Origin of the sequence: Pseudomonas sp. YY-1 (assembly GCF_002843095.1) — a bacterium.
GTDB lineage: Bacteria > Pseudomonadota > Gammaproteobacteria > Pseudomonadales > Pseudomonadaceae > Aquipseudomonas > Aquipseudomonas sediminis_A.
The window spans coordinates 77,269-96,373 of sequence record NZ_PJLX01000005.1; the positions used below are offsets into that span (position 1 = coordinate 77,269).

At 62.8% G+C, this 19,105-nt stretch carries 17 protein-coding genes; 8 read left to right on the top strand and 9 right to left on the bottom strand.

The window, feature by feature from the left end; genetic code table 11:
• Window positions 1-67 precede the first annotated feature (67 nt).
• Complete coding sequence (locus CXP40_RS08930; RefSeq protein ID WP_106733449.1) at window positions 68-937, top strand: helix-turn-helix domain-containing protein; 870 nt, start codon at window positions 68-70, stop codon at window positions 935-937.
• 53 nt (window positions 938-990) lie between these two features.
• Here the strand turns inward: CXP40_RS08930 and CXP40_RS08935 are convergent, their stop codons facing one another.
• The 3 genes from CXP40_RS08935 to CXP40_RS08945 form a co-directional block, all read right to left on the bottom strand.
• Window positions 991-1,992 carry a tripartite tricarboxylate transporter substrate binding protein gene (locus tag CXP40_RS08935; protein WP_074856962.1) on the bottom strand — a complete coding sequence of 334 codons (1,002 nt, stop codon included), beginning with the start codon at window positions 1,990-1,992 and terminating at the stop codon, window positions 991-993.
• 69 nt (window positions 1,993-2,061) lie between these two features.
• Complete coding sequence (locus CXP40_RS08940) at window positions 2,062-3,576, bottom strand: tripartite tricarboxylate transporter permease (RefSeq protein WP_036998328.1); 1,515 nt, start codon at window positions 3,574-3,576, stop codon at window positions 2,062-2,064.
• 13 nt (window positions 3,577-3,589) lie between these two features.
• Window positions 3,590-4,060 carry a tripartite tricarboxylate transporter TctB family protein gene (locus tag CXP40_RS08945; protein ID WP_074856956.1) on the bottom strand — a complete coding sequence of 157 codons (471 nt, stop codon included), beginning with the start codon at window positions 4,058-4,060 and terminating at the stop codon, window positions 3,590-3,592.
• A 554-nt stretch (window positions 4,061-4,614) separates the two neighbouring features.
• On the opposite strand from CXP40_RS08945, the gene CXP40_RS08950 reads away from it, so the two are divergent.
• The 6 genes from CXP40_RS08950 (at window position 4,615) to CXP40_RS08975 (ending at window position 11,430) form a co-directional block, all read left to right on the top strand.
• Window positions 4,615-5,391, top strand: a complete 777-nt coding sequence (locus CXP40_RS08950; protein ID WP_106733450.1) for an IclR family transcriptional regulator — start codon at window positions 4,615-4,617, stop codon at window positions 5,389-5,391.
• Between the two features lie 279 nt (window positions 5,392-5,670).
• Complete coding sequence (locus CXP40_RS08955; RefSeq protein WP_106733451.1) at window positions 5,671-6,720, top strand: Gfo/Idh/MocA family protein; 1,050 nt, start codon at window positions 5,671-5,673, stop codon at window positions 6,718-6,720.
• A 13-nt stretch (window positions 6,721-6,733) separates the two neighbouring features.
• Window positions 6,734-7,549, top strand: coding sequence for a sugar phosphate isomerase/epimerase (locus CXP40_RS08960; protein WP_106733452.1), 816 nt, complete (start codon window positions 6,734-6,736; stop codon window positions 7,547-7,549).
• A 127-nt stretch (window positions 7,550-7,676) separates the two neighbouring features.
• Window positions 7,677-8,564 (top strand): DMT family transporter, encoded by an 888-nt coding sequence (locus CXP40_RS08965; RefSeq protein WP_106733453.1) that lies wholly within the window; start codon window positions 7,677-7,679, stop codon window positions 8,562-8,564.
• A gap of 188 nt (window positions 8,565-8,752) precedes the next feature.
• Window positions 8,753-10,660, top strand: coding sequence for a 3-dehydroshikimate dehydratase QuiC (gene quiC / locus CXP40_RS08970; protein ID WP_106733454.1), 1,908 nt, complete (start codon window positions 8,753-8,755; stop codon window positions 10,658-10,660).
• A 98-nt stretch (window positions 10,661-10,758) separates the two neighbouring features.
• Window positions 10,759-11,430, top strand: coding sequence for a TetR/AcrR family transcriptional regulator (locus tag CXP40_RS08975; RefSeq protein ID WP_106733455.1), 672 nt, complete (start codon window positions 10,759-10,761; stop codon window positions 11,428-11,430).
• Window positions 11,431-11,483: 53 nt separating this feature from the next.
• Here CXP40_RS08975 and CXP40_RS08980 read toward each other — a convergent pair whose 3' ends face one another.
• From CXP40_RS08980 to CXP40_RS09000, 5 genes are all read right to left on the bottom strand, one after another.
• Window positions 11,484-12,485, bottom strand: a complete 1,002-nt coding sequence (locus CXP40_RS08980) for a tripartite tricarboxylate transporter substrate binding protein (protein ID WP_106733456.1) — start codon at window positions 12,483-12,485, stop codon at window positions 11,484-11,486.
• Window positions 12,486-12,579: 94 nt separating this feature from the next.
• Window positions 12,580-14,337, bottom strand: coding sequence for an FAD-dependent oxidoreductase (locus CXP40_RS08985; RefSeq protein ID WP_106733457.1), 1,758 nt, complete (start codon window positions 14,335-14,337; stop codon window positions 12,580-12,582).
• 66 nt (window positions 14,338-14,403) lie between these two features.
• Window positions 14,404-14,724 carry an NIPSNAP family protein gene (locus CXP40_RS08990; RefSeq protein WP_106733458.1) on the bottom strand — a complete coding sequence of 107 codons (321 nt, stop codon included), beginning with the start codon at window positions 14,722-14,724 and terminating at the stop codon, window positions 14,404-14,406.
• Between the two features lie 3 nt (window positions 14,725-14,727).
• The gene (locus CXP40_RS08995; protein WP_106733459.1) at window positions 14,728-16,470 is read right to left on the bottom strand and encodes an FAD-dependent oxidoreductase; all 1,743 of its coding nucleotides are present in this window, start codon (window positions 16,468-16,470) and stop codon (window positions 14,728-14,730) included.
• A 10-nt stretch (window positions 16,471-16,480) separates the two neighbouring features.
• Complete coding sequence (locus CXP40_RS09000; protein WP_106733595.1) at window positions 16,481-17,290, bottom strand: shikimate dehydrogenase; 810 nt, start codon at window positions 17,288-17,290, stop codon at window positions 16,481-16,483.
• A 144-nt stretch (window positions 17,291-17,434) separates the two neighbouring features.
• On the opposite strand from CXP40_RS09000, the gene CXP40_RS09005 reads away from it, so the two are divergent.
• A complete protein-coding gene (locus tag CXP40_RS09005; RefSeq protein WP_106733460.1) occupies window positions 17,435-18,205 on the top strand; it encodes an IclR family transcriptional regulator C-terminal domain-containing protein in 771 nt (256 codons plus the stop codon).
• 45 nt (window positions 18,206-18,250) lie between these two features.
• Here CXP40_RS09005 and CXP40_RS09010 read toward each other — a convergent pair whose 3' ends face one another.
• Window positions 18,251-19,105, bottom strand: coding sequence for a shikimate dehydrogenase (locus CXP40_RS09010; RefSeq protein ID WP_106733461.1), 855 nt, complete (start codon window positions 19,103-19,105; stop codon window positions 18,251-18,253).

Sequence of the window (19,105 nt, forward strand, 5' to 3'; positions counted from 1 at the left end):
ATGCACCTTGGGTTAGAAGGCAATATCGGAAAATATTCTTGGACTTTTCGATGATTTAAGCGCCGCCATGATCGCTTCGAAAGCTTCCCCGGTACCGGTATTCAAACTGTACGGTGAGACGGCTGCATGGCCGACACCTGACCTCATTCACTGCGAATCGATTCCCGAGCGCAGCCAGCTGCACGGCTGGGAGATCAAACCGCATCGCCATGGCGATCTGCTGCAGTTGCTCTATGTGCAGGCGGGTGAAGCGGAGCTGGAAATCGAAGGGCAAGTACGCCAGGTAGACCGCGCTTCGTTGCAGGTCGTGCCGGCGCTGTGCGTCCACGGTTTTCGCTTTTCCTGCGATGTTCAAGGCTACGTACTGAGCCTGGCGCAGCCGCTGGTCGAGCAACTGGCTCAGCCATTGGGCCTGCAGTGGTTGCAGGCGCCGGTGTGCTTTGAGGTGGACGAGCAACGGCGTTATCTGGATGCGCTGTTCGAGTCGATCAGTCAGGAGTACGGCCGTCTGCAACCTGCGCGAGAACTGATGCTGCAGTCGCTGATCAGCGTCTTGCTGGTTGCTGTCGCGCGACGCCAGCTGGCACGAAGCGAGGCGCAGGAACCGGCGGATGGGCGAGGGCGTGAGCATGTGCAGGCATTCGTGCAATTGCTCGAAACGCACTTTCGCGAGCATCTGCCCATCGAGCATTACGCGTCGCGTCTTGGCATCAGCACTGCGCATCTAAATGCCTTATGCCGGCGATTGGCCGGACAGTCCGCGCTGCAGCTGATCAATCAGCGTCTGCTGCTCGAAGCCAAGCGTTGTCTGGTGTACACCACCATGACCGTAAGCCAGGTCTCGGACAGTCTGGGCTTTTCCGAGCCGGGCTATTTTTCGCGCTTTTTCAAACGAGGCACCGGGCTGGCGCCGAAGGCATTTCGCCTGCATCGCTGAGTAGCGATGCAGGCGAAAGGAAGGCGGGCGCCGAAGGCACCCGTAGGCGGGAATCAGGGCTTGGCGATGCCGACCGAGTCCGGGGAGATCTCGATGGCCTTGGCCTTGTACATCGACCAGGTGGTGACCGACTGCCAGCGCTTGAGGAACTCTTCGGCTTCGGCGCCGTTGAGGTTCAGGCTCTGTGCACCGAAGTTCTTCAGGAAACCCTGGAACTCGGGATTGGCCACGGCCTTGGCGTAGGCATCGACCAGCTTCTGCTTGACGTCATCCGGGGTGTCCTTGCGTACGAAGGCGCCCCAGAACGGACCCCACGGCAGGTACTCTGCGATGGCCGGCAGCGACTTGGTGATCGGCTCCACGCCCGGCAGTTCCGGGGTTTCCTCGGTGGCGAACACGGCCAGGGCCTTGAGCTTGCCGCTGCGTACCAGCTCGCGCGCGGCGGCCAGGCTCAGCGGCATGAAGTCGATATGATTGCCCATCAGTGCGGTGATGCCGGGGCCGTCGCCGCCGAAGGTCACTTCACGCACTTTCAGCTCGTCCACAGCGTTGATCATCGCGCTGACGGTGCTCGGCAAGCCGCCGGCACCAGTGGAGCCCATGCGCAGGGTGTCCGGGTTGGCCTTGGCGGCAGCCATCAGCTCAGCCATGTTGTTGAACGGCGCGTCGGCGTTGGCGGCGATCACCACCACGTTCTGGCCAATGATGCTCACCGGGTAGAAGTCGGCGTAGTCGAAGTCGGCCAGTTTCAGCACTTTGTACAGCTGCGGGTTCTCTGCACCGAGCAGGACGGTGTAACCGTCAGGGCGCTGGGTCTTGACGAAGGTGCTGCCGATCACGGCGGTGCCGCCCGGACGGTTGTTGAGGATGAACTTGCCGCCCAGTTCTTTTTCCACGTAGGGCGTCAGGCTGCGCATGACGTTGTCGGTAGCACCGCCGGCGCCCCAGGGAATGACCGCCTGGATGCTGCGCTCGGGGTATTCGGCATGGGCCGGCAGAGCCATAGTCAGGGCGCTGAGGCCGAGGGCGGCGCCGGTCAGAAGGGATTTGAACATCGGGACTCTCCATCGCTTGTTGTTGTGAGCCCCAGTCAAGGTCGGGGCACACCTGTTGGTGCTCGTGTGTCAGCCGCGCGCGGAGGCGGGGCTGAACTTGCTCTTGAGTTTCTTCAGTAGCGGGGTGTTGCCCAGCAGAATCAGCACTACCGCACTGGTCAGGATCAGCGACAGCGGGCTGGTGACCAGACCCTGCAGTAGCTCCCCCGGGTGATCGCCGGCCGAGGACATCGCCTGGCGGTACGAGGTGTCCATCAGCGGGCCGAGGATGGCGCCGAGGATGATCGGGCCCATCTGGAAGCCGAAGATCTTCAGCAGGTAGCCGAGCACACCGAAGCCGAGCATCCAGTACACCTCGGTCATGCTGCTGTTGATCGAGTAGGTACCGACCACGCAGAGCACCAGGATCAGCGGAATCAGCACGGCCTTGGGCATTTCGACGAACTTGGCGAACAGCTTGATGCCCATCAGGCCGAAGATCATCAGAAACACGTTGGCCAGCAGCAGGTTGCCGACGGTGAAGTAGAAAATGTGCGGGTTCTCTACCATGAGCATCGGGCCGGGGTTCAGACCATGCACGACCAGTGCGCCGATGATCACCGCCGTAACCGCGTCGCCAGGCATGCCCAGAGTCAGCATCGGCACGTAGGCGCCACCGACCGCTGCGCTGTTGGCGGTTTCCGGGGCGACCAGGCCTTCGTAGGCTCCCTTGCCGAATGGTTTGGACGGATTTTTCACGGTGCGCTTGGCATGGTCGTAGGCCATCAGTGCAGCGATGTCACCGCCGACGCCCGGCAACACGCCGACCACCACGCCGATGATCGAGGTGCGGATCGACAGCGGCAGGAATTTCAGAACCATGGCGAAGGACGGCAGGATCTTGTCGACCTTCTGCCGAATCACCGGGCTGTCCAGGTTATGCAATTGATAGAAGGCCTCGGCGACGCCGAACAGGCCGATCATCAGCACCACGTAGTGGATGCCGCCCATCAGTTCGACCTGGCCGAGCGTGAAGCGCCCTTCGGCGGTGACCGGGTCCATGCCTACCAGACCGATGATCGCACCCAGTGCTGCAGCGAAGATGCCCTTGGCCAGTGAGCCTTCGGATAGGCTGCCGACCAGCAGCAGGCCGATGGTCGCCACCAGAAAGTAGTCGCGCGGGGCAAACCGCAGAGCCAGATCGCCGATCAGCGGTGCGGCGCTGGCGAGCATGATGGTACCGACGATGCCGCCGACCACCGACATTACGGTGCTCAGGCCGATGGCGCGTCCGGCTTCGCCCTGTTGTGCCAGTGGGTAGCCATCGAAGGCCGTGGCCACTGAGGAGGGCGCGCCGGGGATGTTCAGCAGGATGGCGCTGCGCGAGCCACCGTAAACGCCGCCAATGAAGATGCCGACGATCAGCGCCAGGGCGTCGTTGACGTCCCAGGAGAAGGTGAAGGACACGAGGATGGACACTGCCATGGTCACCGACAGGCCTGGGATGGCGCCGATATAGATGCCGGCAAAGGTGCCCAGCGCAGTCAGCATCAGCAGCTGCGGATCACTCCAGGCCATCAGCAGGTAGGAAAAGGTATCGCTCATCTCGGGTGCCTCGTTATGGCAGGTAAACGCTGAAGGCCAGGCTGAACAGCAAATAGATCAGCACCAGCAACACAGCTGCGATCAGGATGGCGTTGAGAACGCGGCCATTGCGCAGGTAGACGATCGACAGCACCAGGAAAAGGAAGGTACTGACGTAGAAACTGACCCACTGAATAGCCGCCAGGTACGTCACGGCCAGCAGGCCAAAGATCAGCACAGCTCTGGGGAAATGCTGGCTACGGAACTGCTGGAAGGCATCGAGCCAGCCACTGCAGTCGGGGCGTGCCTTGCCAACCAGTTCGAAGGCAATCTTCACCGCCGACAGGATCATTACCAGCGCCACGCCGATAGGAAAGGCGCCTGGAGAGTTGGCCGAGGAGAAGCCGGAAATCTGGTAGGCCAGGTAGAAGATCACCAGGCTGAACACCAGCAGCAGGGCGCAGAACGTGCGCTCGCCGACCAGCATCTTGTCTGTCTTGTTCATGCTATCGCTCCGACAGAATGGGGGAGGGTAAGGGGCTGAGTCAGGCTTTGCGCGCAGGTAGCAGTCTGGCAAGCAGCGAGCTGATCAGGCGCGGCCGGAAGCTCCTGTGCATGTCATGACAGGCAGGGGCGAGGACGGGCATGGCTAGCGTCGATAGGGATGACCAGTCGTCGAGCAACGAGCTGGTGGCCGGGCAAGGAGTGGCCCTGGCTGTGGCATGGGAGGCCGGGGCACGCAGGTGCATAGGCTGTGACATGACAATTGACCTTTTTATATTTATTGGCTGCTGAAAGATTCGAAGCGTGATGCACCAGGCAGAAGATCGCTTCGTTTTCAGGCGTGGTCGGAATAGTGAGCCGACCAGGCTGGCCATTTCAATTCGCTAAATGGGGTTCTGTTCGATAACCGAACAAGAACGAACCAGTTAGTACATTACGCGTTGCGTCGGCAGTATCGCGCGTCCGCGTCCCTGCATCCAGAGGCAGGCGTGCGTCTGGCTCGCATCGGCGGGCGCTTGTCTCTTAGAATCGGCGCAAATTTTCCAGGACTCTCTCATGGCCGGCAGTCAGATCGAACGCGCGCTCAGCCTTCTCGAAAGCCTCACTCGCGACGCCCGTGGCGTGCAGATGCAGGCGCTGGCCGATGAGCTGGATATTCCCAAGAGCGCCACGCATCGCATGCTCGCCGAGCTGATTCGCCTGGGTTACGTACGCCAGGATGCGCTCACCAGTCGCTATCGGCTTTCCACCAAACTGGTGGCGCTGGGCTTTCGCTATCTGACCAACAGCGGCGCTGATGTGGTGCAGCCGATTCTCGATGGCCTGGCCGAAACCAGCGGCGAGCTGGTACGCCTTGGCGTGATAGAGGGCGAGCGCCAGACTTGGATTGCCAAGAGCCAGGGCGCCCGTTCCGGCCTGCGCTACGACCCTGACATGGGGCGTGACGCGCCGCTGTTCTACACCGCATCCGGGCACGCCTGGCTGGCCAGTATGAGCGATGCAGAAGCGTTGGCGTTGGTGGCGCGGCAGGGTATCGCCGACCCTGCCGACGTCGGCCCAAATGCGCCACGCAACGAGCAGGAGTTGCTGCAGCGCCTGGCTCTGGCGCGTCAGCAGGGTTATGCCTGGGTCATGGAAAGTTCGTCGATCGGCACCGCAGCGCTGGCTGCCGTGGTGCGTGACCCGCGTGATGGTCGGGTGATCGGTGTGCTCAGCATCGCCGGCCCGAGCGCACGTTTGCCGCTTGCGCGCATGCACGAGCTGGCCGCAGATCTGCTGGCTGCTGCCGACGAGTTGTCCGCTGCCAGCCCTGCCTCCGAGTTGTTCGCCTGATCGGCTAGAAACGGCACGCCCGCACCCACGTCATTGTAGGAGCGGCTTCAGCCGCGAAGCACGGTGATTCGCTGCAGAGGCCGCTGCTACGGCCTGTCGAGTCCGATTCCTTTGCCGGTTTCGGTGCGCACGGCACACCCTACGACGTTTCCGTACCGCGCAAAGCTCCTCTGTATTTTCGTCTTGCGTAAATTTTGGAACTGAGTTCTAAATATTAAGGGGTCTGCGCCTGATGCATGGGGTGCGCCTGCGTGAGAACGACAACAAGAGGATCGCCGCGTGACTTCCCCTTTGCGTATTGCCCTGATCGGCGCCGGTGTCATGGGCCGTCAGCACTACCAACACCTGCAGGCTCTGACCGAGGCGCAACTTTGTGCCATCGCCGATCCAGGCCCGCAAGCGGCTGACTTCGCGGCTGAATGCGGCGTGCCGTATTTCGCCGATCACTTGCAGATGCTGGAGCAGGCGCGACCCGAGGCGGTGATCGTCGCCAACCCCAACGCACTGCACGTCAGCACGGCGCTCGATTGCATCGCCGCTGGCGTACCGGTCCTCCTGGAGAAACCGGTGGGCGTGCATCTGGACGAGGTGCGTGAGTTGGTCGCTACCAGCGAGCGTTCAGGTGTGCCGGTACTGGTTGGCCACCATCGTCGACACAATCCATTGATCGCCCGCGCCCGCGAGCTGATCGAGCAGGGCAGTCTCGGTCGACTGACCACGGTGACCGCGTTGTGGCAGGTGCAAAAGCCCGACAGCTACTACGACATAGCCTGGCGCCGTGAAGCCGGGGCCGGGATGCTGCTGACCAATCTGATTCATGACCTCGACCTGCTGCGCCATCTGTGCGGTGAAGTGCGCCAGGTGCAAGCCATCACCAGCAATGGCGTGCGCGGCTTCGCCAACGAGGACAGCGCGGTGGTGCTGTTGCAGTTCGAGAGTGGTGCGCTGGGCAGCCTGACTGGCTCCGACGCCGTTGCCGCGCCCTGGAGCTGGGAGCTGGATTCCGGCGAGAACCCTGTCTACCCGCGCCAGGCCGACCAGCCCTGCTACCTGCTCGCCGGTACGCGCGGCGCCCTGAGCATTCCGCAGCTCAAGCGCTGGCACTACGCCGAGGACGGCGCCGGCTGGCACCAGCCGTTGTTGCAGGTGCAGGAAGGTTTCGATGCCGGCGAAGCCTTGCGCCGTCAGTTGCTGCATTTCATCGCAGTTGCCCAAGGCCAGGCTCAGCCGCTGATCAGCGCCGCCGATGCCGGTCGTACCCTGGCACTGGTCGAGGCCATCCGCCAGGCGGCGGAGAGTGGACAGACCAGCACCCCCGAAATCATCTGATAAGCGAGTCATCATGAGCGAACGTATTCTGTCCCTGGCTGCCCTCACCGTCCTCGAAGTTTCACCGCCGGAAATGGTCGATATCGCCGCGCGCACTGGCTACAGCCATGTAGGCCTGCGCCTGGTGCCGGCCACGGCCGAGGAGTACCACTTTCCATTGATGGCTGACGCCGGATTACGCGCGCAGACGCTCAAGCGCCTGCGTGATACCGGGATCAAGGTGGCGGATATCGAGATTCTGCGTCTGAAGCCCGATACCCGGGTCAGCGACTTCGAGGCCATTTTCGACGTGGGCGCCGAGTTTGGCGCTACAGACGTATTGATCGCTGGTAACGACCCGGATGAAGCGCGTCTGACCGACAATTTCGCCGCCGTGTGTGACCTGGCCGCGCCATTTGGTTTGTTCCCGCACCTGGAGTTCATGCCCTGGACCAACGCGCGCGACCTGACCCAGGCCAAGCGCATCGTCGATGCGGCCAACCGGCCCAACGGCTGCATCCTGGTCGATGCCTTCCACTTCGATCGCTCGGGTTCGAGCCTGGCGGACCTGGCGCAGGTGCCGGCCGAACGCATGCGTTACGCGCAACTGTGTGATGTCAACGGCCCGCGTCCGGATGACATGGACGAGATCTTGCGCCAGGCGCGCAACGAACGGCGTTTCCCCGGTGATGGCGACAGCGACTTGCTAGGTCTGCTGCGTGCGCTGCCGCCGAGTATTGCCCTGAGCCTGGAAATACCTACACGGCAACTGCTCGAGCAGGGCGTCAGCGCGCTGCAGCGGGCGCAGATGGCCATGGACAAGACCCTGCGACTGCTGGAGCGCTTGTAGCGCCTCGATGCCGCCTGTCACCCGCGGGTCGAATACTGTCACGCGGGTCATAGGCGGCACGATATGGCGGTCTGTATAGTTAGCTACCTATCTATGGTTGCGCGGCTTGCCGCATCCCGAGTACCCCATGAGCTCCAAACCGCTATCCGGCGTCAATCATCCACTCAAGGGCATTGCGCTGATGGTGCTGGCGACCTTTCTGTTCGCCAGTCACGATGCGATTTCCAAGTACCTGTCCGGCTTCTATCCGATCATCCTGATCGTCTGGGCACGCTACGTCGTGCATACCCTGTTGATGGCCGGCATCTTCCTGCCACAGTCGGGCTTGCGCGTGCTTCGCACCAAGCGTCCAGGTTTGCAGGTGTTGCGGGCGCTCAGCCTGCTTGGCGTCAGCCTGCTGTTCACCACGGGCCTGATGTTCATGCCGTTGGCTGAAGCAACGTCGGTGATCTTCCTCGCCCCCTTGCTGGTGACTGCCCTGTCGGTGCCGCTGCTGGGCGAGAAGGTCAGCCGCGGGCAGTGGGTCGCGGTGATCGTTGGCTTTGTCGGCGTGATGATCATCGTCCATCCCGGTGGCGATCTGTTCACCCCGGCGGTGTTGTTACCGCTGAGCGCTGCACTGTGCTTCAGTCTCTATCAGATACTGACTCGGCGCCTTAGTACCGTGGACAGCGCCACCACCAGCAACTTCTTCGCCGGGCTGGTCAACACCCTGGTGATGAGCCTGCTGGTGCCGTTCTTCTGGCAGATCCCCAGCGTCACGCATGGGCTGATGATGCTGGCGTTGGGGGGCTGTGGCATGGCCGCACACTTGCTGCTGACGCATTCCTTCCGTTACGCGGCGCCGGCGATGCTGGCGCCGTTCGGCTACGGGCAGATCATCTTCGCCGGGCTGCTGGGTTTGTTGGTGTTCCAGCATCAACCGGACAGCACCGCGCTGGTCGGTATTCTCATCATCTGCCTCAGTGGTCTGGCGGCGGCCTGGCAGAATGGGCGAGGGCGTCAGAAATCATAGTTGTTCGATAATCGAACAGAAAACTAACCAGTTCGTTCATTTTGAATTGCCGATATTCCCGCCCCTGCCAATAATCCAGGCTACGAACAATCCATGAGCGCCGACCAACCGGCCGAGTGAGGGCTCATGAGCGCGTCTTGCCTCCCTCACTTTGCCCGCCACGGCGCCGCCTTAGCCCGGAGCCGTCTATGCAGCGTTCAATTGCCACCGTTTCCCTCAGCGGTACCCTGCCAGAGAAACTCGAAGCCATCGCCGCGGCCGGTTTCGACGGTGTGGAAATCTTCGAGAACGACCTCCTCTATTACGACGGCAGCCCTACCGAGATTCGCAAGCGCTGCGCCGACCTTGGCATCGCCATTACCCTGTTCCAGCCATTTCGCGACTTCGAAGGCTGCCGCCGTGATCGTCTGCAGCGCAACATCGACCGCGCCGAGCGCAAGTTCGACCTGATGCAGGAACTGGGCACCGACCTGGTGCTGGTGTGCAGTAACGTCGCCGCCGATTCGCTGGGCGACGAAGAAATCCTTGTCGACGACCTGCGTTTGCTGGGTGAGCGCGCCGGTGCACGCGGCCTGCGTATCGGCTATGAAGCGCTGGCCTGGGGGCGTCACGTAAACACCTATCAGCAAGTGTGGAACCTGGTGCGCCAGGCCGATCACTCGGCCGTCGGGATGATCCTCGACAGCTTCCATACCCTGTCGCTCAAGGGCGACCCGAGCGCCATCGCCGAGATTCCCGGGGACAAGATTTTCTTCGTGCAAATGGCTGACGCGCCGATCCTGGCGATGGACGTGTTGGAGTGGAGCCGCCATTTTCGCTGCTTCCCGGGGCAGGGCGAGTTCGACCTGGCCGGTTTCCTCGCGCCGATCCTGCGTGCTGGCTATCGCGGCCCGCTGTCGCTGGAGATCTTCAACGATGGCTTCCGCGCCGCACCACCGCGGCAGAACGCGGCCGATGGCTTGCGCTCATTGCTCTACCTCGAGGAAAAGACCCACAAGCGTCTCGAGAAAGAGGGGCATCAGATCGAGCCGGGCGTGCTGTTCACTCCGCCGGCGGCCCATCCCTACGCTGGCATCGAGTTCCTCGAGTTCGCCGTCGATGAGGCGGTGGGGGCACGCCTGGCCGGTTGGCTGGAACGTCTGGGTTTCGCTCACGCCGGTCAGCACCGTTCCAAGGATGTCAGCCTGCTGCGTCAGGGCGATATCAATATCGTGCTCAACGCCGAGCCTTACTCTTTCGCGCACAACTTCTTCGCATCCCACGGCCCTTCATTGTGCGCCACGGCATTGCGGGTCAAAGATGGTGCCGATGCACTGCAGCGTGCCTGCGATTATCACGGCCAGCCCTACCGAGGCCTGGTCGGCCCGAACGAGCGCGAGGTGCCGGCTGTACGCGCTCCGGATGGCAGCCTGATTTATTTGGTGGAGCAGGCTGGTGAAGGCCAGACCATCTACGACACCGACTTCAGCCTGAACCCGGCCGCCACGGCTACGGGCAGCCTGCAACGTATCGACCACATGGCCCTGGCATTGCCGGCCGATTCGCTGGACAGCTGGGTGCTGTTCTACAAGAGCCTGCTGGACTTCGAGGCTGACGACGAAGTGGTCCTGCCCGACCCCTACGGCCTGGTGAAAAGCCGCGCGATTCGCAGTCGCTGCAGCTCGATTCGCCTGCCGCTGAATATCTCGGAGAACCGCAACACGGCGATCGCCCATGCGCTGTCCAGCTACCAGGGCTCCGGTGTGCACCACATCGCGTTCTCCTGCGAGGACATCTTCGCCGAGGTGGCGCGGGCCAAGGAATCGGGTGTGCCGCTGCTGGAAATCCCGCTGAACTACTATGACGACCTGGCCGCGCGCTTCGATTTCGACGATGAGTTCCTGAGCGAGCTGGCTTACTACAACGTGCTCTATGATCGTGATGCTCAGGGCGGCGAGCTGTTTCATGTCTACACCGAGCCGTTCGAGGAGCGCTTCTTCTTCGAGATCATTCAGCGCAAGGGCGGTTATGTCGGCTATGGCGCGGCCAACGTCGCGGTACGCCTGGCGGCCATGGCCAAGGCGCGCAGCGGTGCGGTGAAGAAACCGAGGCTTTGATTCTGGTCTGACGGTGACCCTGATGGGCGATGCTGCCCATTAACTGTGCGGCCTGCCATAATCCGTACACCAATACTTATAAAAAAGACCATTGCCGTATGACAGAAGCCGTTGCCAACCTGAACCCACCACCGACCGAGGTGGTGCGCAAGGTACGTAAGAACAACCCTGAGAAAACCCGTGAGAGCATCCTCCAGGCTGCCATCACGGAGTTCGTCCAGCAGGGGCTATCCGGGGCGCGGGTGGATGCCATCGCCGAGCGCACCGCCACTTCCAAGCGGATGATCTACTACTACTTCGGCAGCAAGGAGCAGCTCTACCTCGAGGTGCTGGTCAAACTCTACGGCGACATCCGCGGTACCGAGAGTCGCCTCGACCTGGCGTCCTTGCCGCCGGTCCTGGCGATTCGTCGGCTGGTGGAGTTCACCTTCGATCACCATGACCGCAACGTCGACTTCGTGCGCATCGTCAGCATCGAGAACATCCACTACGGCGAATACGTCAAGCAGTCGCCGGTCATCCGCCAGATGAGCAACGTGGTGCTCGATACCCTCGGCAAGACCCTGCGCCGCGGCGAGGAAGAGGGCGTGTTCCGCCCAGGCATCAATGTGCTGGACGTACACTTGCTGATGAGCTCGTTCTGTTTTTACCGCGTATCGAACCGGCATACCTTTGGGCATATTTTTGCCATCGACTTTCAGGGTGATGAGATAAAACAGCGTCACAAAGACATGATCTGCGAGGCTGTGCTGCGCTTCGTGCAGCGTTAGTTCGCGCATCCCAGGAGCCCCTGTCATCTCACTGACAGGGGCTTTTTTGTCCTCTATGGTTTGGCGATGCCGACCGACTCCGGCGAGATTGATACCGCCTTGGCCTTGTACATCGACCAGGTGGTGACTGACTGCCAGCGGTTGAGGAAGGTTGCGGCATCGTCTCCGTGGATGTTCAGGGTTTGGGCGCCGAAGTTCTTCAGGAAAGCCTGGTAGTCATCGCTCGCCACCGCATTGGCGTAAGCCTTGACCAGCACTTGCTTGATCTCGTCCGGGGTGTCCTTGTGGACGAACACGCCGTAGAACGGGCCCCATGGCAGGTACTGCGCCAAGTCCGGCAGGGTTTTGGTGATTGGCTCAACGCCTGGCAGTTCTGGCAGCTCATCCGTGGAAAATACTGCCAATGCGCGGAATTTCCCTGACGCAACCATCTCTTTGCTGGCGGCGAAGGACAGTGGCGTGAAGTCGATATGCCCACCAAGCAGAGCACTGACGATCGGGCCTTCGCCTTGGAAGTTGACTTCTCGAACCTTGAGATCTTCAACTGCACGGAACATCGAGAAAACGGTGTTCTGTAACGCTCCAACGCCGGTACTGCCCATACGGATACTGCCCTCGCCCTGGCGGATGGCATCGAGCAGGTCGTCCATGGTTTTCCATGGGCTGTCGGCTTTGACTGCGATCAGAACGTTGTTCTGGGCAATGATGTTGATCGGGTAGAAGGCGCTGTAGTCGAAGTCCGCCAGGCCCATCACTTGATATAGCTGCGGGTTTTCTGCGCCCAGCAGCAGGGTATAACCGTTGGGGCGTTGCTGCCTGACGTAGGTGCCACCGATGAGCGCGGTGCCGCCAGGACGGTTGGTGATGACCAGCTTGGTGCCAAGTTCTTTCTCGACATGAGCGCTCAGGCTGCGCATCACGTTATCGGTGGCGCCACCGGCACCCCATGGGACTATGGCCTGGATACTGCGTTCGGGGTAGGTGGCGTGAGCCGGTAATGTGATGCTGAGGGCGCTGAGTCCGAGAGCTGCGCCGGTCAGTAGGGATTTGAGCATGTGGATGTTCTCCATCGGTTGTTGTTGTGAACCCCTGTTCAGGCCGGGGTATACCTTGTCTTGCTGGTGAGTCGAGAGCAGACGAGGCGCCCAGCTACAGCGCCTGTGCCTCCTGCCGGGTGAGAGTGAGGTGGCAGGATGTGCTGGCGTTGGCCAGCGCCAGGCCGGCCAGGTAACCGAAGGTCAGCGCGGGGCCAAGGGTGATGCCGCCGCTGGGGTAATGGCCGGCCATCACGCTGTTCATATCGTTGCCCACGGCGAACAGTCCGCTGATTACGTGGCTGTCACCGTCCAATACGCGCGCGTCGGCATCGGTGCGCAGGCCGGCAAAGGTGCCCAGGCTGCCGGGGTGCAACTTCACCGCGTAGAGGCGTCCGCGCAGGGCGCGCAATGAGGCATTGGGCTGCTGTAGCACCTCGCCCTGGGCTCGGTTGTAGGCCGAGCGACCGCGCTGGAAATCGGGGTCTTCACCTTGGCTGGCGAAGCGATTGAAGCGCTCCAGCGTGGCTTGTAGTGCCGGCGCATCGATGGCGCAGCGGGCCGCGAGTTCGGCGCTGTTGGTGCCGCTGTGCAGATAGCCACAACGCTGGTAGTAGCCATCGCTGAATGGCAGGGGCTTGGCCCAGCCAATGCCGTAGCGCCAGCGCGCCCTGGCGTCGCAGATCAGCCAGGCTTCGATGGGCTCGCCAGCGGGCGTGGCCTCGATCAGCGCGTTCATGAAGTCGTGATAACAATCGGCTTCGTTGGTGAAGCGCTTGCCATCACGACGCACGGCGATGAAGCCCGGTTTGGCCCGGTCGACCAGATGCGGGAAGTTGCCGATGCTGCCATCACGACGCGGCACGCGCGAGACCGGTGCCCAGGCGCCGGCATGCGCCAGGTCTGCAGCGACCACGGCCCCTACCGCTTCGCCCAGGCGCAGGCCATCGCCACTGTTTTCCAGCGGGGCGGCGCTGTGATGTCCGGTACCGGTGGGGGCGTGCGCGATCAGTTGGGCGATGCGCTGGCGATCATGGGGAAAGCCGCCGCAGGCCAGCACCACGCCGCGGCGCGCATTGACCAGCAGTTCGCCCTGCGCCTGTTGCAGCACGGCGCCGTAGACCCGACCGTTTTCGTGCAACAGTTGGCGAGCGGGACTGGCACATAACAGCTCAACTTGGCGATCCAGGGCGCTACGTAGCAGGCGCGCCACCAATGCGTTGCCGTTGACCAGTTGCATGCCGCGACCTTGTAGCAGGCAGTCGCGCATATGACGCAGCAGACGGCTGGCCACATGCAGGGCGGCGCGTGGTGAGCGTCGGGTGTTGAAGAAGGCCGCCATGTCGGCGCCGCCGGCGATGCCCATGCCGAAAAGGCTGACGATATCCAGCGGTGCGCGCATCCGTTTAAGTTCGTCGCCGAGTAGGCGTCCGTCGAACGGCTGGGCGCACAACGAGCGCCCGCCGGCTGCCGAACCATCGCCATCGCGCATGTCCGGCATGCGGCTGCCTGAGTAGAACTGCACGGCAGTACGCTTGTGGAAGAACTCGACCATCTCCGGGCCGCGTTGCAGGTAGGCCTGCTGCAGCGCGTCGAGTCGCTGACAATGGGTCTGCTCGCGCAGGTAGCGCTCTGGCGCATCGCCTTCTTCGACCATACCTTCAGCCTTGGCCAGCGGGTTGCGCGGTATCCATAGCCAGCCGCCGGACCAGGCGCTGGTGCCGCCGAGTTGTTCGGCCTTTTCCGCGACCACCACGCTCAAGCCATGCTCTGCCGCGGTCACTGCCGCTGCCAGCCCGGCAGCGCCGGAGCCGATCACCAGTACGTCACAGTCGAGCGTACGCCTAGCCTGCTTGTTCTTGTCGTTTTGCATGGGCGAGCGAGTCCTGCGCAGGCACCGTGGCGCCTGCGTTTGTAGTGGGTAGGAAGCTAGGTCAGGTCACTGCAGGGGCGAGAACCCGGTCGGTCGCAAGATGCGCGACTCCAGGGTGACGACCGCATCCAGTTCCTTGTTCTTGCGGCCGAAGGCAGCCCAACGCGGGTCGGCAGCCATGGCGGCGCGGCGCTTGCTGCGATCATCTAGGCTGTCGTAAGCCCAGATGTGCACCACCTGATTGGCTTCACCGAACTCGGTGGTGAAGAAACCGACGAGTTGCCCCAGGTGCTCGCTCTGTACGGCCAGCGCATCGCTCTGATACAGGGCCAGCCAATCGGCCATGCGGGTAGGTTTGAGGGTGTAGGTGCGCATTTCGTAGAACATGAATTACTCCTTGGGCGTCGTGGTGGCCGAGGCGAGGCGCTCGGCGATATGGGTGGCGGCGATGTAGCCGAAGGTCAGGCCCGGGCCGAGGGTGATGCCGGGGCCGGGGTAGGTACCGTCCATGATCGAGTTCATGTCGTTGCCGCCGGCGTACAGGCCTTCGATGGGCTTGCCGTTGTTGTCCAGTACGTTGGCGAAACGGTCGGTACGCAGGCCGCGTGCCGAGCCGAGATCGCCGGTATGGATCTCGATGGCGTAAAACGGGCCACGTTCCAGTGGCGCCAGGCATGGGTTCGGGCGGCGGGCCGGGTCGCCCATGTAGCGGTTATAGCTGTTGCCGCCTTTTTCGAACGCACGGTCGACGCCTTGGCGAGCGTCCTGGTTGTAGCGCTCGAGGGTCTGGCGCAGGGCGAGCGGGTCCAGGCCAATGCTCTGCGCCAGTTGCTCGATGGTTTTGCCTTGCTTGAGGTAGCCGGAGGCAACCAGTGCGCTGTTGTCCACCGGGCTTGGCCGAGCCAGGCCCATGCCATAGCTGCTCATCGCGGTGGCATCACAGATCAGCCAACAACGGGTGTTGCCTGTGGCGAACATGGTCTGCACGAAGTGGTGGTAGGAGTTGGATTCGTTGACGAAGCGCTGGGCGGCCTGGTTGACCGCAATCACGCCGGGCTTGGCGCGGTCGGTCACCAGATGCGGGAAGCGCTCGCGTTCGCCATTGGCATGCACTGCTTCGGAAACCGGAGCCCAGAAGAAATTCGCTGCCAGGCCTTCTCCAGCTGCGGCATTGGCCGCTGTGCTCAGGCGCAGGCCGTCGCCGATGTTGCTGGCCGGCGACATGCTCAGATGCGGATCGGGGCTGGGCGGGCGGAAGTCGGCAGCCATGGCGCTGGCAGCAAAACCTCCCATGGCGCAGACCACGCCGCCACGCGAGCGTACGTCCTGCGTGCGGCCATCGCGGGTGATACGGGCGCCGCGCACGGCGCCGTCCTCGATGATCAGTTCCTGCGCCTGGCTGTCCAGCCACAGCTCCACGCCATTGGCGAACGCGGTGGTGGCCAGGCGAGCGATCAGTGCGTTGCCAGTGGTCAGGCGGGTGCCGCGCGGGTGGCGCAGGCGATCCAGCACATAGCGGCTCATCAGTTTGATGCAGTGCCACAGCGAGGCGGGCGAGCGACGGAAACTGAGAAAATGCTGGATGTCGACGCGGTTCACCATCATGCCGCCGAACAGCAGCATGCCCGGTGGCGGCATGCGCAGCTTGGCGAAGTGCTCGCCCAGGCGGTTGCCGTCGTACTCATCGATTTCCAGCGCGCGGCCGCGCTCGGTACCGCCGGGAGCATCGGGGTAATAGTCCGGTGAATGCGGGCGCAGGCTATAGCTCAACTCGGTGTTGGCATGCAGCCAGCGCATCGCCTCATGGCCTCGCTCGATGAAGGCGTCGATCAGTTCAGGGTCGTAGCCAGCGCCGATCACGTGCTGCAAGTAGCTGCGCATCGCCTCGGCGCTGTCCTTGGCTCCAGCGGCCTTGGCTTGGTCGGTGCCATAGATCCATACGGCGCCACCGGAAATCGCTGAGGTGCCGCCAAAGGTGGAGGCCTTCTCCACGATCAGCACCTTGAGGCCACGACAGGCGGCGGTGGTGGCGGCGGTAAAACCGGCGGCGCCGCTGCCCAGCACGATCAGGTCGTAGACCTGCGCGTTGCTTGCAGTGGTTTGAGTTGCGGCAGTTTGAATGGCTGCGTTCATCCTGTTCTCCTCACAGAACCAGCGCGGTTACGCCCATGAAGTGGCCGAGGTTGCCGGCCTGGGCCAGAGCCATCTGCGGGCCGGTCTGGATGCTGCAACCACGGGCCTTGGCCAAGGCCAGCAGGGGCGTGATTTCAGGGGCTGTCACCACATCGGCAACGTGTGCGCTGGCCGGCAGGGTCTGTAGCAGTGCTTCCGGCAGCGGCAACTCGCCGCTGTCGCCCATGCCCACCGGGGACGCGTTGGCGATCAGATCGAACTCGCTCAGGCTGTCGACTCGGGTGCTGACCGGCAGCTCGGGGAAGGCGCTGCACAGCAGTTGTGCGAGGGCTTCCACGCGCTCATGGCTGACATCGGACAGGGCCAGGGCCGAGGCGCCTGCCTGGCACAGCGAATAGGCGATGGCGCTGCCGACACCGCCGGCGCCGATGACCAGTGCACGTTTGCCCTTGGCATCGAACCCTTGCTGGCGACCGGCATTGAGGAAGCCTTCGCCGTCGACGTTGTCGCCGATCAGGCGACCGTCAGCCTCGCGGCGGATCACATTGACCGAGCGCAGGGCGCTGGCGCGCTCGCTGAGCGCGTCGAGGTGCTCGACCACCTGCTGCTTGTAGGGAATGGTCACCACGCAGCCACGCAGGTTCTGCCAGCCGCGCAGGGTGTTGAGGAAGGTGACCAGCGCCTCTGCGCTGATGTCGATCGGCAGCATCACCCGGTTGAGGGCGTTGCCTTCGAACCAGCGATTGAAGTTTTCCGGGGATTTCACCTGGGCGATGGGCGAGCCGACGATCGCGACCAGTTCTGTGGAGCCGTTGACCATGCAAGGTGCCTGCGTATTGGAGTTGTTGTTGGTCAGCATGGTGCGGCGAGTGCTGCCCCCTCACAACGCGGTAGATCGAGGTTTAGGTTGTTAATCGCATTATCAGTGCGATAATCGCGTTATTCGTTCGAATCCGAGATCAAGATGAAGAATCCAGTGATCCATCCGCGCGATCTGATTGCTGGGTTGCAGAAGGGCCTCACGCTGATGCAACTGTTCAGCGTTGAGACGCCGCGCCTGACGGTGCCCGATGCCGCCCGTCGTTGCGGCATGACCAGCAGTGCAGCGCGGCGCTTCCTGCTGACGCTGGTGCATGAGGGGTTCGCCGAGACGGATGGGCGCCACTACTGGCTGACGGCCAAGGCCTTGCGCATCGGCCAGGCGTACGTGGACTCGGCGCAATTGCCATTGATGCTGCGGCCGATCGTCGAGCAGGTGGCGCGCACGACCGGCGAGCACATTTCGGTGGGGGTGCGCGATGGCGACGACATCGTGCATATCGTGCGCAGCCGCTACAGCCATATTTCATCGTTGTCGATACGACCAGGTGCGCGCATGCCGCTGTACTGCACGGCCAGTGGGCGGATCTGGCTGGCCAATTTGCCGGCAGAGGCGCTCGATCAGTATCTGCAGCGTACCGAGTTGCGCAGCATCACGCCTTATACGCTGACCGACGCCGCGCAATTTCGTGAGGAACTGCAGAAGATCAATCGTCAGGGCTACTGCATGGTTGACGGTGAGTATGAGGTGGGTATGCGTGTGCTGGGCGTGCCGCTGCGTGATCGCAACGGCGAGCTGAAGGCGGCGATGGCGCTGACGACCCATGCATCGCGCATGGAGATCAACGAGATGCGTCAGCGCTACCTCACCCCGCTGTATGAAGCGCAGGCGCTGCTCAAACCAGTACTGGGCTAGCCTGCGTCAGTGACGAGAGGGCGCGACGCGCGCCCTCGGAGATGCTCAGCTGAAACTGGCGAAGTGTGCCTGCATTCGTTCGGCATCGGCCGAGCGGCCGCTGAACAGTTCGAACGCCTTGACCGCCTGGAACACCGCCATGGTGCCGCCATCCAACGTGCGGCAACCCAGGGCGCGGGCGTGGCGCAGCAGTTCGGTTTCCAGCGGGAAGTAGATAATCTCGGCGACCCACAACTCGGCGTGCAGCAGCTCCACCGGCAGCGGTGTGCCCGGCAGCTTGGCCATACCCACTGGCGTGGTATTGACCAGGCCGTCGGCTGCTGCCACTTCGGCAGCCAGGTCGGTGCCTACCACGGCACGCTCGCTGCCGAAGTGTGCGTTGAGGTTGTCAGCCAGGGCCTGGGCGCGGCCGGGCTCCACTTCGAATATGCACAGGCGTTCAACGCCTTCGGCGAGCAGGGCATGAGCCACGGCTGCGCCGGCCCCCCCAGCGCCCATCTGTACCACGCGACGGCGGGCCACGTTGGGCAGGCCGCGGCGCAAGCCTTCGGCGAAGCCCAGGCAGTCGGTGTTGTGGCCGACGCGTTTGCCGTCCTTGAGCACCACGGTGTTCACCGCGCCAATGCCACGCGCCTCGCTCGACAGTTCATCGAGCAGCGGGATGATCGCCTGCTTGGCCGGAAAGGTGATGTTTAGGCCGGTAAAGCCCATGTGCTGCGCCGCATCGAGCAGGCTCGGCAGCGCATCGAGGTCGAGGCCGAGCTTGTCCAAGTCGATCAGTCGATAGAGATAACGCAGGCCCTGTGCATCGCCTTCCCGTTCGTGCAGGGCGGGCGTGCGGGAGGCCTGAATGCCTTTGCCAATCAGGCCGGCAAGAATGCCATGGGTAACGGATGACAT

Excerpts from the sequence above, each read along its gene's own strand:
- CXP40_RS08960 (WP_106733452.1), top strand. The coding sequence starts at position 6,734 with ATGAGCGAACGTATTCTGTCCCTGGCTGCCCTCACCGTCCTCGAAGTT.
- CXP40_RS08975 (WP_106733455.1), top strand. The coding sequence starts at position 10,759 with ATGACAGAAGCCGTTGCCAACCTGAACCCACCACCGACCGAGGTGGTG.
- quiC (WP_106733454.1), top strand. The coding sequence starts at position 8,753 with ATGCAGCGTTCAATTGCCACCGTTTCCCTCAGCGGTACCCTGCCAGAG.
- CXP40_RS09000 (WP_106733595.1), bottom strand. The coding sequence starts at position 17,290 with ATGGTCAACGGCTCCACAGAACTGGTCGCGATCGTCGGCTCGCCCATC.
- CXP40_RS08965 (WP_106733453.1), top strand. The coding sequence starts at position 7,677 with ATGAGCTCCAAACCGCTATCCGGCGTCAATCATCCACTCAAGGGCATT.
- CXP40_RS08995 (WP_106733459.1), bottom strand. The coding sequence starts at position 16,470 with ATGAACGCAGCCATTCAAACTGCCGCAACTCAAACCACTGCAAGCAAC.
- CXP40_RS08985 (WP_106733457.1), bottom strand. The coding sequence starts at position 14,337 with ATGCAAAACGACAAGAACAAGCAGGCTAGGCGTACGCTCGACTGTGAC.
- CXP40_RS08930 (WP_106733449.1), top strand. The coding sequence starts at position 68 with ATGATCGCTTCGAAAGCTTCCCCGGTACCGGTATTCAAACTGTACGGT.
- CXP40_RS08980 (WP_106733456.1), bottom strand. The coding sequence starts at position 12,485 with ATGCTCAAATCCCTACTGACCGGCGCAGCTCTCGGACTCAGCGCCCTC.
- CXP40_RS08950 (WP_106733450.1), top strand. The coding sequence starts at position 4,615 with ATGGCCGGCAGTCAGATCGAACGCGCGCTCAGCCTTCTCGAAAGCCTC.
- CXP40_RS08990 (WP_106733458.1), bottom strand. The coding sequence starts at position 14,724 with ATGTTCTACGAAATGCGCACCTACACCCTCAAACCTACCCGCATGGCC.
- CXP40_RS08940 (WP_036998328.1), bottom strand. The coding sequence starts at position 3,576 with ATGAGCGATACCTTTTCCTACCTGCTGATGGCCTGGAGTGATCCGCAG.
- CXP40_RS08945 (WP_074856956.1), bottom strand. The coding sequence starts at position 4,060 with ATGAACAAGACAGACAAGATGCTGGTCGGCGAGCGCACGTTCTGCGCC.
- CXP40_RS08935 (WP_074856962.1), bottom strand. The coding sequence starts at position 1,992 with ATGTTCAAATCCCTTCTGACCGGCGCCGCCCTCGGCCTCAGCGCCCTG.
- CXP40_RS09010 (WP_106733461.1), bottom strand. The coding sequence starts at position 19,105 with ATGTCATCCGTTACCCATGGCATTCTTGCCGGCCTGATTGGCAAAGGC.
- CXP40_RS09005 (WP_106733460.1), top strand. The coding sequence starts at position 17,435 with ATGAAGAATCCAGTGATCCATCCGCGCGATCTGATTGCTGGGTTGCAG.